Annotated in this window: 11 protein-coding genes and 4 tRNA genes; 13 read left to right on the forward strand and 2 right to left on the reverse strand. The window is 51.0% G+C overall.

Annotated elements, in window-relative coordinates:
- Positions 1 to 10: 10 nt before the first annotated feature.
- The 11 genes from uvrC to Q9O24_00875 all read left to right on the forward strand — a co-directional run bounded on the left by uvrC (position 11) and on the right by Q9O24_00875 (position 10,847).
- Positions 11 to 1,828, forward strand: coding sequence for an excinuclease ABC subunit UvrC (gene uvrC / locus Q9O24_00825; protein MDQ7073720.1), 1,818 nt, complete (start codon positions 11 to 13; stop codon positions 1,826 to 1,828).
- A gap of 23 nt (positions 1,829 to 1,851) precedes the next feature.
- On the forward strand, positions 1,852 to 2,415 hold the full coding sequence (gene pgsA, locus Q9O24_00830; protein ID MDQ7073721.1) for a CDP-diacylglycerol--glycerol-3-phosphate 3-phosphatidyltransferase: 564 nt from the start codon (positions 1,852 to 1,854) through the stop codon (positions 2,413 to 2,415).
- Positions 2,416 to 2,461: 46 nt separating this feature from the next.
- Positions 2,462 to 2,537: transfer RNA gene (locus Q9O24_00835), tRNA-Gly, on the forward strand.
- A 49-nt stretch (positions 2,538 to 2,586) separates the two neighbouring features.
- A tRNA-Cys gene (locus Q9O24_00840) sits at positions 2,587 to 2,660 on the forward strand.
- A gap of 27 nt (positions 2,661 to 2,687) precedes the next feature.
- Positions 2,688 to 2,774, forward strand: a tRNA-Leu gene (locus Q9O24_00845).
- 19 nt (positions 2,775 to 2,793) lie between these two features.
- Positions 2,794 to 2,869: transfer RNA gene (locus Q9O24_00850), tRNA-Gly, on the forward strand.
- A gap of 172 nt (positions 2,870 to 3,041) precedes the next feature.
- Complete coding sequence (locus Q9O24_00855) at positions 3,042 to 5,165, forward strand: beta-propeller domain-containing protein (GenBank protein MDQ7073722.1); 2,124 nt, start codon at positions 3,042 to 3,044, stop codon at positions 5,163 to 5,165.
- A 75-nt stretch (positions 5,166 to 5,240) separates the two neighbouring features.
- The gene (locus tag Q9O24_00860; GenBank protein MDQ7073723.1) at positions 5,241 to 6,428 is read left to right on the forward strand and encodes an AAA family ATPase; all 1,188 of its coding nucleotides are present in this window, start codon (positions 5,241 to 5,243) and stop codon (positions 6,426 to 6,428) included.
- On the forward strand, positions 6,428 to 6,988 hold the full coding sequence (locus Q9O24_00865; GenBank protein MDQ7073724.1) for a DUF4276 family protein: 561 nt from the start codon (positions 6,428 to 6,430) through the stop codon (positions 6,986 to 6,988). The genes Q9O24_00860 and Q9O24_00865 overlap by 1 nt, the downstream gene beginning before the upstream one ends.
- Positions 6,989 to 7,420 (forward strand): toprim domain-containing protein, encoded by a 432-nt coding sequence (locus Q9O24_00870; protein MDQ7073725.1) that lies wholly within the window; start codon positions 6,989 to 6,991, stop codon positions 7,418 to 7,420.
- 73 nt (positions 7,421 to 7,493) lie between these two features.
- Positions 7,494 to 10,847, forward strand: a complete 3,354-nt coding sequence (locus Q9O24_00875) for a RecQ family ATP-dependent DNA helicase (GenBank protein MDQ7073726.1) — start codon at positions 7,494 to 7,496, stop codon at positions 10,845 to 10,847.
- Here Q9O24_00875 and Q9O24_00880 read toward each other — a convergent pair.
- Together Q9O24_00880 and Q9O24_00885 are read right to left on the reverse strand one after the other, a co-directional pair.
- Positions 10,828 to 11,226, reverse strand: a complete 399-nt coding sequence (locus Q9O24_00880; protein MDQ7073727.1) for a type II toxin-antitoxin system VapC family toxin — start codon at positions 11,224 to 11,226, stop codon at positions 10,828 to 10,830. The genes Q9O24_00875 and Q9O24_00880 overlap by 20 nt on opposite strands.
- Complete coding sequence (locus tag Q9O24_00885; GenBank protein ID MDQ7073728.1) at positions 11,223 to 11,441, reverse strand: AbrB/MazE/SpoVT family DNA-binding domain-containing protein; 219 nt, start codon at positions 11,439 to 11,441, stop codon at positions 11,223 to 11,225. Before Q9O24_00885 ends, Q9O24_00880 begins: the two co-directional genes overlap by 4 nt.
- A 299-nt stretch (positions 11,442 to 11,740) precedes the next feature.
- On the opposite strand from Q9O24_00885, the gene Q9O24_00890 reads away from it, so the two are divergent.
- A complete protein-coding gene (locus Q9O24_00890) occupies positions 11,741 to 12,277 on the forward strand; it encodes a hypothetical protein (GenBank protein ID MDQ7073729.1) in 537 nt (178 codons plus the stop codon).
- Positions 12,278 to 12,280: 3 nt separating this feature from the next.
- Entirely contained in the window at positions 12,281 to 12,523 is a 243-nt protein-coding gene (locus Q9O24_00895) for a hypothetical protein (protein MDQ7073730.1), read from the forward strand.
- Positions 12,524 to 12,526: the final 3 nt, after the last annotated feature.

Here is a 12,526-nt window from a genome sequence, read left to right on the forward strand (position 1 = left end):
TATTTAGACTATGCCCTCTCCCGCGCAAGCCTTTGACTCAAAACATTTTTTAAAACATCTCAGTACAAAGCCCGGCGTTTATCGCATGTTCGATACTGAACAAAAAATTCTCTATGTCGGTAAAGCCAAAAACCTCAAAAACCGCCTCAGCAGCTACTTTCGCAAAGAAGTGGACTCTGAAAAAACCCGTCTGTTGGTCAGCCAAATTCAGAGCATTGAAACCACCGTCACCCACACCGAGGCGGAAGCGCTGATTCTTGAGTTTCACCTGATCAGAGAGCATCAACCCCGTTACAATATTCTTCTGCGTGACGGCAAAGGCTACCCCTCCATTGAGCTGACCTCAGCCCCTTATCCCCGCATCGCCTACCACCGTGGACGACGTAACGAGCAACACCGTTACTTTGGCCCTTACCCCAATGGCCATGCAGTCAAACAGACCCTTTACTTATTACAAAAGCTGTTTCAACTGCGTCAATGTGATGACTCTTTTTTTAACAATCGCTCCCGCCCCTGTTTGCAATATCAGATCAAACGCTGCAAAGCGCCTTGTGTGGGTCGCATCAGTGAAGAAGAGTATGCCCTTGATGTGCTTAATACCCGTCTTTTTCTGGAAGGCAAAAGCAATCGGGTGGTTGAGACTTTCATTACACAAATGGAAGCCGCCTCAAAAGCACTCAAGTTTGAGCAAGCAGCCCAATTTCGGGATCAAATTAGGGCACTTAAGAGTGTGCAAGAACGGCAGTACGTCAGCGGTGAGCGTGGTAATTTAGACGTGGTTGCCTGCCATCAAGAAGGTGGACAAAGTTGTATTCAGCTGTTTTTTATTCGCCATGGCCGCAACCTGGGAAATAAGTCATTTTTTCCTAAAATAGCTCTCAAAAGCAGCCCAACCGAGGTAATTTATGCTTTTCTGAGCCAATTTTATTTTCAGCAAGAAATTCCCAATGAAATTTTACTCAGCCACGCATTGGAAGATCAAACGGTGCTAAGCGAGGCCTTTAGCAACAAGGTTGGCAGAAAAATAAAGTTAAGTCATAAACTGCGCGGTGAACGGCAACGTTGGATGCAGATGGCCGTCAACAACGCCAAAATTGCCCTCACCAGTCGCCTCGCCTCCCGTGCGGGCATGAACCGTCGCCTACAATCCCTTAAGAATCTGTTACAGCTCGAAAACCTGCCACAACGCATGGAGTGTTTTGATATCAGCCACACTCAAGGTGAAGCCACGGTGGCCTCTTGTGTGGTGTTTAATGCCGAAGGGCCATTAAAAAGTGAGTATCGACGTTTCAATATCAAAAACATCACCCCAGGAGATGATTACGCTGCCATGTCACAAGCGCTACAGAGACGCTACAGTCGTCTGATCAAAGAAGAGGCTACCCTGCCCGAGATTATCTTTGTTGATGGTGGTAAAGGGCAGCTCTCTCAAGCAGAAGCGATTATCGAGGAGCTGCAATTGGATGTGACTTTGGTTGGGGTGGCCAAAGGCGCTGCTCGCCGTGTGGGGGATGAAGAGTTATTTTTACACAGCAAAGCCAAACCACTTGATGTTAGAAATGAGACTGCCGCACTGCATTTGATCCAACAAATTCGTGATGAGTCGCATCGTTTTGCCATTGCTGGTCATCGCGCTCAGCGCGGTAAAAAACGCGTTCAATCCGTACTTGAGAAAATAACCGGTCTAGGGTCGAAGCGACGCCAATCTTTACTTAAACACTTTGGTGGTTTACAAGGTGTTCAGCGGGCTGGCATTGAAGATTTGTCTAAAGTGCCAGGAATCAGTGGCAAATTAGCCCAGTTAATTTATGATTCCCTCCATCTTTGAAAAATAGAACACCATTCAGCACTATGATTTTAAATCTTCCCAATTTTTTAACCTTACTGCGCATATTTTTGATGCCGGTTTTGATTTTCATCTTTTACCTACCTTACGAATGGGCACACCCCGTCAGTGCTTTGATCTTTATGTTGGCTGGTTTTACCGATTGGTTGGATGGTTATTTGGCACGCCGTCTCAATCAACAGTCGGCATTTGGTGCCTTTTTGGATCCCGTGGCAGATAAATTATTGGTTGCAGTGATATTGATCTTGGTGTTACAAGAGAATCCAACCCCTTGGATTGCCCTCCCCGCGATGGTCATTATTGGCCGTGAAATCGTTGTTTCAGCACTGCGTGAATGGATGGCAGAGTTAGGTCAACGTAATTTGATCGCGGTTTCTATGCTGGGGAAAATAAAAACCAGCGCCCAAATGCTAGCGTTGCTGTTCCTCTTGTATCATGACGATATTGGTGGCGTTTCAATGTTTTACATTGGCCAGATTTTACTGTATATTGCCGCCCTCTTGACTGTGCAGTCGATGTTTTTGTACCTAAAAACGGTATTCAACTCTCAGCTCTTGAAAGAGAAATAAGCGCTTGACTATCAAACGGTTGTCATTACAATAGCGCCGACTTAATGCGGGAATAGCTCAGTTGGTAGAGCACAACCTTGCCAAGGTTGGGGTCGCGAGTTCGAGTCTCGTTTCCCGCTCCATTTTTAAAAGGGTTCTTAGATTGTTAAGAACTTTTTGCCACACTTATATGGCTGGGTGGCAGAGTGGTTATGCAGCGGCCTGCAAAGCCGTGGACGCCGGTTCGATTCCGGCCTCAGCCTCCATATATTTAAATACCAAAGCTTACCCTTGCCCGGGTGGCGAAATTGGTAGACGCAAGGGACTTAAAATCCCTCGGAGGCAACTCCGTGCCGGTTCGAGTCCGGCCCCGGGCACCAATTTATATACCATCAAAATGCGGGAATAGCTCAGTTGGTAGAGCACAACCTTGCCAAGGTTGGGGTCGCGAGTTCGAGTCTCGTTTCCCGCTCCATTCTTTTACCCAGTATTTAAATTTTTTTGGAAGTTTGATTTTCCAATTGTGTTTTTTAGACATATATTTAACATAATATACATTATATGATATATATAATGATCTGTTTGTTTCAATGCAAAGCATTCCCTATACTGGTTCAAGCAAGCACCCAAGGATAGGAGCCACCCCCATGTCCAAAATCAAAACCATACTCTCGATTTCTCTACTGACACTGCTCATCATGAGCTGTGATTCATTTCTAAATAACACCCCACAAAAAACGACTGACATCAGTACAAACAACTCATTTCGACTCAACCGAAGCAACTCAAACGCAGAGTTGGAAACCTACTTGAAAACCGCTCTCAAACAGTCCGCCATCTATACCGATGTCATTATGCTTACTGAAGCTCCCACACCGGCTCAATCCTCTACTGCCTCAACACCCGCTTCCGACACTGCTAATTCCAGCGGCACTACTGAAAATGGCAACTACTCCAACACCAATGTCTGGGAAAAAGGCATTGATGAAGCGGATCGAATGAAGTTCGATGGCCAAAATCTCTACGTCATGCAAACCAGTGACCTCTACTTTTACGACGCGCTGCCCGTCGCCACCCCAGCCGTAAGCAACAGCCTCTCCATCGCACCACCCAGCAACCCCATCAGCAATGAAACCGAACTGCGCATCCTCAGCCTTGACGGCGCACCCCACTACAACGCCACCGAAATCAAGCGCCTGACCTTCCCCTGGAGTACCAATAACAGCAGCCTCTATCTACGCACTCAACAAGAGGGGGCAAACAACACCTTACTGGCTGCCCTCGGTGGTGCGAGCGGCAACGATTGGCAGACCCCTTGGGGCTGGCAACAGGGCGAAACTCAGCTGCACATTTACAACGTCAACACCCCAGCCAGCCCCACATTGCGCTCCCACTACTCTTTTGACGGTTATCAAATTACCAGCCGGCGCATCGGCAGTCAGCTCTATTTGGCACTGCGCTACACCCCCTCGCTGCCCGATTTTATGCCCTACCCCTACACTCAAGACGATGAACTGAACAACCAACAGTTGATCCAAAATGCCACTCTCAACGACCTGCTGCCCAAGTGGCGATTGAACGGCAAAGAGCAAGGCACACTGGCCAACGCCGACAACTGCTACCTGATCCCCAGCAACGCTGAAAACAGCGCACCGGCTCTCATCACCCTGCTGTCGATCAATCTGGATCAAGCCAATTCCGCGCCCCACGTCAGCTGCATCACCGGCAACAGCCAGACCCTCTATCTCTCCAGCAACGCCCTCTACTTGGCCAACCCCGCGTACAACTACGCCGACAGCAGCAGCCACACCACGCTGCACAAATTCAGCCTCAACAACGGCCAGCTCAATTACAGCGCCAGTGGCCAAATCAGCGGCACACTGGGCTGGGGTGACAAAGCCAGCTCACATCTAAGCGAGCGTAATGACCTCTTGCGCGCGGTGAGCAGCAGCTCAAACTGGAACGGCAACCGCACACAATATGACCACCGTCTCACAGTACTAAAAGAGCAAGCAGGCGAACTCATCCCCGTAGCCCAACTGCCCAACGACACTCAGCCACAAAAACTGGGCAAACCGGGTGAAGACATTTACGCGGTACGCTTTGCAGGCGATAAACTCTACTTAGTCACCTTCCAAAAAACCGACCCACTGTACGTCATCGACCTCAGCGACCCTCAAAACCCCAACATTGCAGGCACACTGGAAATCCCCGGCTACTCAGACTATCTGCACCCCATCAACGATCAATTGGTGCTCGGCATCGGCAAAGAAGCGCTGCTGGATACCAGTGGTAATTTTTCATGGTATCAAGGCATCAAACTGGGCCTGTTCGACATCAGCGACATCAGCAACCCCATCGAGAAAAAAAGCATCGCCATTGGCAAACGCGGCAGTGATGCCACCGTTCTCAACAGCCACCACGGCCTCGCCTACCTGCCCGCCAGCGCCACCACACCGGCACGACTGGCACTGCCGATCAATCTACACAACGCCACCACACCACCCAGCAACCCGTGGGAATTTTACCCTTGGCTGCACAGCGGACTCTATCTGTTTGATATTTACGACGGTCAGCAGAACAGCCCCATCGACCTACTACAGCAAGGGGTTTTAACCGCCAGAACGGCCACCAGCAGCAACAACCCTTGGGGAGAGAGCATCAACAACGACCGCGCTCTGTTGCTCAACGACGGGGTTTTTTACCTGCACGGCAATGAGGTTTGGTCAGCGGACTGGAACAGCCCAACGGTGAGTAATGGGCCGCAGTAAACAAGCAAATAAAATCTTGATAACGTTGTGCCTAATGAGATACTTTCAGCCTGAACTGAATCTGTAGGAACCATCATGCACATCGAGTCGATACGCCTAAAAAACTTCAAGAGTTTTAAAGACGCACAGATGTTAGACATCCCTAAGTTTTGTGTTGTTGTCGGTGCCAACGGCAGTGGAAAATCAACTCTCTTTGGGGTTTTCGAGTTTCTAAAAGAGGCACTAACCAACAACGTTCACACAGCTCTGGTCAAAATAGGCGGCAACCGAGGCTTTCGTGAAGTCATCAGTCGAGGTTCAAAGGGCAACATTGAAATTGAACTGAAATTTCGTGAATCAGACTCAGCTCCCTTAATCACCTACTTTCTCTCCATTGGCGAAAAAAACCATCGCCCCTTTGTCGCTCGTGAAATCTTAAAATACCGTCGAGGCTCCGGTGGGCAACCGTGGCACTTTTTGGATTTTTCCAATGGCCAAGGTGAAGCCGTTACCAACGAAGTGGAGCAAGTGACGGATGTTAAACAGTTAAAACGTGAACCTCAAACCCTTAAATCCGCAGAAATTTTAGCCGTCAAAGGGCTGGCACAATTCGCACGTTTTCCTGCGGTTGTAGCTCTGGGAAGCTTAATCGAAAATTGGCATATTTCCGATTTTCATATCAGCCGCGCCAGACCAGAACAAGAAGCAGGCTATGCAGAACACCTCTCCCGTGAAGGGGAAAATCTCTCCTTAGTCACAGAATACCTTCACTCACGCCACCCAAAACGTTTTCAACAGATACTAAAAAAGTTAACTGAACGAATTCCGGGCATCACCTCTGTGGCCGCCAAAACCACCGAAGAGGGACGAGTGCTGTTGCGCTTCCAAGATGGCGCTTTTGAAGATCCTTTTTTAGCCCGCTACGTCTCCGACGGCACCATTAAGATGTTTGCCTATCTGGTTCTCCTTTACGACCCAGCGCCTCACCCGCTGCTCTGCGTCGAAGAACCAGAAAACCAACTCTACCCAACCCTGCTGTGGGAATTAGCCGAAGAATTTCGCACCTACGCTGAACGAGGTGGGCAGGTATTCGTCTCCAGCCATTCACCGGATTTTTTAAACGCCGTGAACATTAACGAGGTCTACTGGCTGGTCAAAGAACAAGGCTGTACCGCCATCAAACGCGCTCGTGACGACCGACAAATAGCCGCATTTATCGCCGAAGGCGACCAGATGGGCTACCTTTGGTCCGAAGGCTTTTTCCAAGGAGCGGGAATACCATAATGAGAGAAATTGTCTTTTTTCTCGAAGAACCCTCCGCACGAGAAATGCTAAAGGGGGTACTGAAAAACACATTACCCAAGGAAATAACGCCCCGATTTGTGGTGTTCCAAGGCAAGCAAGACCTAGAAAAAAGGCTACCTATTCGCTTGAGAGCATGGCAACAATCCAATACTTTGTTTGTGGTCATAAGAGACCAAGACAGCGGCAACTGCATCAACATAAAACAAGCTCTAAAACAAAAATGCAGTGAGGCCGGTCAGCCAAACACCTTAATCAGAATTGCTTGCCGAGAGTTAGAAAGTTTCTATCTAGGAGACCTTAAAGCCGTTGCACACGCCTTTAACCTAAAAAATCTAGCCAAACAGCAAAACAAATCAAAATTCAGAGATCCCGACCGCTTAGGAAACCCCGCTGAAGAATTGAAAAAAATGGTTCCCAACTATCAAAAAATATCAGGATCACGCGCCATCGCCCCCCTACTCAATATCACTGAAAACCGATCAAACAGCTTTAATGCACTTATCAGTGGTATTCAACGAATCATTACAGAAGAGCATTAAATGGCCACCATCGTCATCGCCGAAAAACCCTCCATGGCCAGAGACATCGCCAAGGTCTTGGGAGCCAATCAACGCGCCAACGGCCACCTGCACAGCAACGATTACATCGTCACTTGGGCGATTGGCCATCTGGTCACCCTCGCCCAACCCCACGAAATCAACCCCGCATGGAAATCATGGTCAAGTGAGCTGCTGCCCATGTTGCCCCAACAATGGACGCTGAGCCTCAACCCAAAAACCGAAGATCAATTTCAAATCGTCGCCGCCCTGATGACCCAAAACGAAGCACGACACACTGATCTGCGCCACCGATGCCGGGCGCGAAGGCGAGCTGATTTTCCGTTACATCCACCAGCAAAGCGGCTGCACCAAGCCCTTTCAACGCCTCTGGATCTCCTCTCTCACCCCCGCCGCCATTCGCACCGGCTTTGAACAACTGCGCGCAGGCAGCGACTACGATCATTTAGCCGATGCCGCACGAGGGCGCTCGCAAGCCGATTGGTTGGTGGGCTTAAACCTCTCCCGCGCCTGCACCCTCGCCTTTGCCCGTCAAGGCGAGGTGCTCTCCGTCGGTCGAGTACAGACCCCCACGCTGGCCATTTTGGTGCAGCGCGAAGAGGAGATTCTCAACTTCAAAGTGGAGGAATTTCTGCTGCTCAAAGCGCGGTTTAACAGCGAGCAAAACGACCTCTATCGTGGCATCTGGTTCAAAGGCAAAACATCCAGCAGCAAAAACCAACGCCTGCCCATCGACGGCCAAAGAGCCGCCGCAATTCAACAGCGCGTGCAGCACCACAGCGCCCAAATCAACATCAGCCAACTGAAAATTGAACCGCGCTCACAAGAACCACCACAACTCTACGACCTCACCGAACTGCAACGCCACGCCAACCGCCTCTACGGCTTCAGTGCCGACAAAACCCTCAAGCTGGCGCAAGAGCTGTACGAAAAAGAGAAACTCATCAGCTACCCGCGCACCGACAGCCGTTATCTCTCCAAAGAGGTAGCACACACTCTGCCCCCCATCGTCGAAAAAATCCGCAGCGCCTACAACGACCTAATCGCAGCAGAGACCGGTCAAAGCCCACTGGGCAAACGTTTTATCAACGACGCAAAAATCAACGACCATCACGCCATCATCCCCAACGGCAACCGCTCAAAATTGGCCAACAGCAGCGACGCAGGCAAACTGTACGACCTGCTCTGTCGCCGCTTGCTCGCCGCTTGGCAACCCAAACACCGCTACAGCCAAACCACCCTCATCACCACCGTGCAAAGTGAAGAGAACGGCCAACAGCAGCACGACACGTTCCACAGCAGCGGCCAACAGATTCTGCAACTGGGTTGGAAAAGCCTCGAAGTCCAGCACAAAAGCAACCAACAGACAACACCCTCACTGCCAGCACTCAAAGAAGGTCAAACGGTGCAACTGGCCGAGATCAAAACCGAAAAATCACAAACGCGCCCCCCGCCTCGGCTCAACGATGCCAGCCTCCTGACCGCAATGGAGAGCGCCGGACGCAGCCTAGACGAAAAAGAGCTGGCCGAAGCGATGCGAGAAAACGGCCTTGGCACCCCCGCCACCCGTGCCGAGATGATCGAAAACCTACTGCGACGCGGCTACCTTGAGCGCCAAGGCAAACTGCTGCACCCCACCGAACGAGGGCTAAACCTAATCAAACAGGTGCCCAAAGCCCTGAAAACCCCACTGCTCACCGGCCAGTGGGAAGCCCAACTGCAACAGATTCAACAGGGAAAAACAGACCTAACCACCTTTATGCAAGGCATCGAAACCTACGTCAAAGAAGCCGTAGATGAACTCTTTGCCCTACCCACCGCCACAAAACGCACCCTCACCCCCATTGCAGAGCTGCCGCAACTGCTCAAATCCGCCTTTAAACTGGATGCCTTCCGCCCCCATCAAGAAGAGGTCTGCCAACAGATCTGCGCCGGTCACGACCTGCTGTTGGTGATGCCCACCGGGGCAGGAAAATCCCTCTGTTATCAGTTGCCTGGCTTGGCACGCGCAGGCACCACCTTGGTCATCTCGCCTTTGATCGCTCTGATGGAAGATCAAGTGGGCAAACTACAAGAACTGGGGCTGAACGCCGAACGCATTCACTCCGGTCTCAGCCGCGAACACGCCCGCCAGATCTGCCGCAACTACCTGCACGGCCTGCTGGATTACCTCTTTATCGCCCCCGAACGGCTCAAGGTGCCGGGCTTTGGTGACATGCTAGCGAAACGCAAACCGCAACTGATCGCCGTCGATGAAGCCCACTGCATCTCTCAGTGGGGGCACGATTTCCGTCCCGACTACCGACTGCTGCACCAGCACTTGCCTAAATTGGCACCGGCCCCCATCATTGCCCTCACCGCCACCGCCACTCCCGAAGTGCAAGCGGACATCTGCCAACAGTTGGGCAAGCCCGATGCACAGCGCTTTATTCACGGTTTTCGGCGGCACAACATCGCCATTCAGGTCAATGAACTGGCCGCCAATGAACGCAGCGAGGCGGTGGTGCAACTGCTCGACAACCCCAAATTACGCCCCGCCATCGTCTACGCCGCCTCACGCAAAGAGGCCAACGAATTGGCGGAAACCGTAGCGCAACACCACCCTTGCGCCGCCTACCATGCAGGCATGTTGGGCGAAAACCGCGATGCGGTGCAGCGCCAATTTCTGCAAGGGGAACTGGAGGTGATCGTCGCCACCGTCGCCTTCGGCATGGGCGTAGACAAAGCCGACATCCGCTGCGTCATTCACACCGCCCTGCCCGCCAGCGTGGAGAACTACTACCAAGAGATTGGCCGAGCTGGGCGTGACGGCCAAGAAAGCCACGCCGTTTTGCTCTACGCCTACGCCGACCGCCGTACCCATGAGTTTTTCCTCAAGCGCGACTACCCACCCATTGAACAACTGGAGTCGATCCACGCCGCCCTCAATGAACATCTGCAAGAAAAACAGACCCTAGCGGCACAATTGCAGATCAAAGGCGATGAGTTTGAGCGCATGTTGGAAAAACTCTGGATTCACGGCGCAGCCCAGATCACCCCAGACGAACAGATCGTTCGCGGTGAAAGCCAACAGTGGCAACCGGCCTACCAACGCCAAAAAGCCCATCGGCAGCAGCAGTTAGAAAAAATCTTCCACTACGCACAGGGTCAAGAATGCCGCATGTTGGCGCTGATCCAACATTTTGGAGACGAGAGCGACAGCCAGCAACCCTGCGGCCTCTGTGATGTGTGCCAACCGCAAAACAGCCTACTGACCGAAACCCTCTCGCCTGCCACGGTGCAACAGCAACACGTCATTGAGTGTCTGATTTTGGGTCTACGCCAACGCAACGCCCAGAGCAGCGGCCAACTGCACAAACAGTTTGGCGAAGGTCTGACGCGGCGGGATTTTGAACGTCTGCTCACCTCCCTGCGCCGAGCCGAATTAATCTCGCTTCAGGAGGACACGTTTGAAACAGAAGGCAAACAGATTCACTTTGTCCGCGTCCATCTCAGCGAACAGAGCCGCAACGGCAGAATCGACTACGCGGCCATTCAACTGCCGCAGTTTGGCAAAACCAGCAAGAAAAAATCCAAACCTAGAAAAAAAGCCATTCCTATCGAGCCGCTATCGCCTCTCGCTCAACAACGCTTGCAACGCCTCACCCAGTGGCGACTGGAGACAGCGCGGCGCGAAAAAGTCCCCGCCTTTCGGATTTTTTCCGACAAAACCCTACTGGAACTGGCCAGCGTGGCACCGGACAACCCCGAGGCGTTGTTGCAAATTGCAGGCATTGGAGCAAAAAAAGTAGAAAACTACAGTGCAGCGGTGTTTCGGGTCTTTAAAGAGACCGAGGTTTGAGAGGATCTAGTTTAGAAAAATACTCAACACCCAATAAACCTTCAAAATGACTATCCGACGTAATCAAGCGGGCTTGATGAAAACGTGCACTGGCGTAAATGATCGCATCAGCAAAAGAAAGTGAATGTTCTGTGGATAAGTCAGCGGCCAACAAAGCAATAGAGGTTGTCAACGGTATAATCTGTGTCTGTTCCGTCAGTGCCACAGCCTGTAACGCCTTTTCACCGCCACTGTTACGACGCACCCATTTGTACAACTCGAACTGTACCGAGGTCGGTGTCATCAAGGTTTCCACCCGATCAAAATAAGGTTCATAAGCCTCACTGAGCACACCATCCGTTAACCATTCAATCCAGCCACACGTATCAATCACCTTCATATCGGCTTTCTTTCCTGTCGGTCACGATAATCCATCGTCGCCTTAACACCAGAAAGCATACCGCGCATTTGCTGAATCGTTTGCACCGGAACCAATTCGATAATATGCCCACGCTCCAGCAAAACAAACTGCTGACCGGCCTGCAATTGCAGATTATCGCGCACCGCCTTAGGAATTGAGAGTTGAAACTTGCTAGACAGCTTTGCAGAGTTCATATTTTTACCTTTTATTGATCTATAGAAATAGTGTAAAACAGTACGATAAAAAGTCAATTTCATCCGTTTAGCTCCGTAGGGTGCATTAACCAAAGGGCAATGCACCAACAAACACAAGCAAGAGCAAATCCCCCTCATTCCCCCTTTTTTCAAAGTGGGAAGCCCAAGTCCTCACTCCATCGCAAGCCTCAAATAAAAGGCGCTGTCTCTCCTCATTTCCCTTCATCCGTTCAGCTCTCATTCAGACAAGCCGCTCTAAAATGAACCTCATTAATCCAACCCAACTTTAGGACAGCAACATGAACCTCACCCTTCTACTAAAAAGTCTGCTTCTCAGCGCACTCATTTTCACCCCCTTCATCGCCGAGGCCAGTCAAAAACACCGCCACCACCAACAAAGTTACACCAGCTTCGCCCGAGTCACTCACGTTGAACCCATTGTCCGTTACATCGAAGTAACTCGCCCCCACAAAGAGTGCTGGGATGAAGAAGATGAATACGACTCTCATGAAAATCGCCAACCACACTCCACTGGCCACCGTGCCCCGATCTTTAACGGTACCCTTGGCAACAGAATAATAAACCCTCAGAAAGAGAAAAAGAGCGACCTACGCCAACCCAAAACCAACCAACAGAGCCACAGCCGCAACACAAAAGAACATCGCGGCAGACACCACCAAGAGTGCCGCGTGGTGAACCGTCACCACCGAGAAAAACAGATCGACGGCTACCTCGTTCACTACCGCTACAAAGGCGAAAACTTTGAAACCCGCCTCCCTTATCATCCAGGTGATAGAATGAAAGTTCGTATCAGCGTCACCCCAATAAGATACTGAATCATGAACAGAACACACATAACACCCCCTCTACTTTTGCTGCTTAGTCTGCTGCTCAGCAGTGGGGTGAACGCCAAACAGCTCAACCGAGAACAAGCCGCCCATCAAGCCCAGCATCAATACGGTGGCAAAGTGCTCTCAGTACGGCTGAAAAAACCGGCCAACAAAGCCCCCTTCTACGCCATCAAACTGCTCAAGCAGGGTCGGGTGCGCATCGTGCGGATCAAAAAACGACAACGGGACTAAATC

It is taken from the genome of Gammaproteobacteria bacterium, assembly GCA_030949385.1.
Classification (GTDB): Bacteria; Pseudomonadota; Gammaproteobacteria; order JAUZRS01; family JAUZRS01; genus JAUZRS01.

Coding starts and splice junctions, on each gene's coding strand:
- uvrC (MDQ7073720.1), top strand. CDS start 11: ATGCCCTCTCCCGCGCAAGCCTTTGACTCAAAACATTTTTTAAAACAT.
- pgsA (MDQ7073721.1), top strand. CDS start 1,852: ATGATTTTAAATCTTCCCAATTTTTTAACCTTACTGCGCATATTTTTG.
- Q9O24_00855 (MDQ7073722.1), top strand. CDS start 3,042: ATGTCCAAAATCAAAACCATACTCTCGATTTCTCTACTGACACTGCTC.
- Q9O24_00860 (MDQ7073723.1), top strand. CDS start 5,241: ATGCACATCGAGTCGATACGCCTAAAAAACTTCAAGAGTTTTAAAGAC.
- Q9O24_00865 (MDQ7073724.1), top strand. CDS start 6,428: ATGAGAGAAATTGTCTTTTTTCTCGAAGAACCCTCCGCACGAGAAATG.
- Q9O24_00870 (MDQ7073725.1), top strand. CDS start 6,989: ATGGCCACCATCGTCATCGCCGAAAAACCCTCCATGGCCAGAGACATC.
- Q9O24_00880 (MDQ7073727.1), bottom strand. CDS start 11,226: ATGAAGGTGATTGATACGTGTGGCTGGATTGAATGGTTAACGGATGGT.
- Q9O24_00885 (MDQ7073728.1), bottom strand. CDS start 11,441: ATGAACTCTGCAAAGCTGTCTAGCAAGTTTCAACTCTCAATTCCTAAG.
- Q9O24_00890 (MDQ7073729.1), top strand. CDS start 11,741: ATGAACCTCACCCTTCTACTAAAAAGTCTGCTTCTCAGCGCACTCATT.
- Q9O24_00895 (MDQ7073730.1), top strand. CDS start 12,281: ATGAACAGAACACACATAACACCCCCTCTACTTTTGCTGCTTAGTCTG.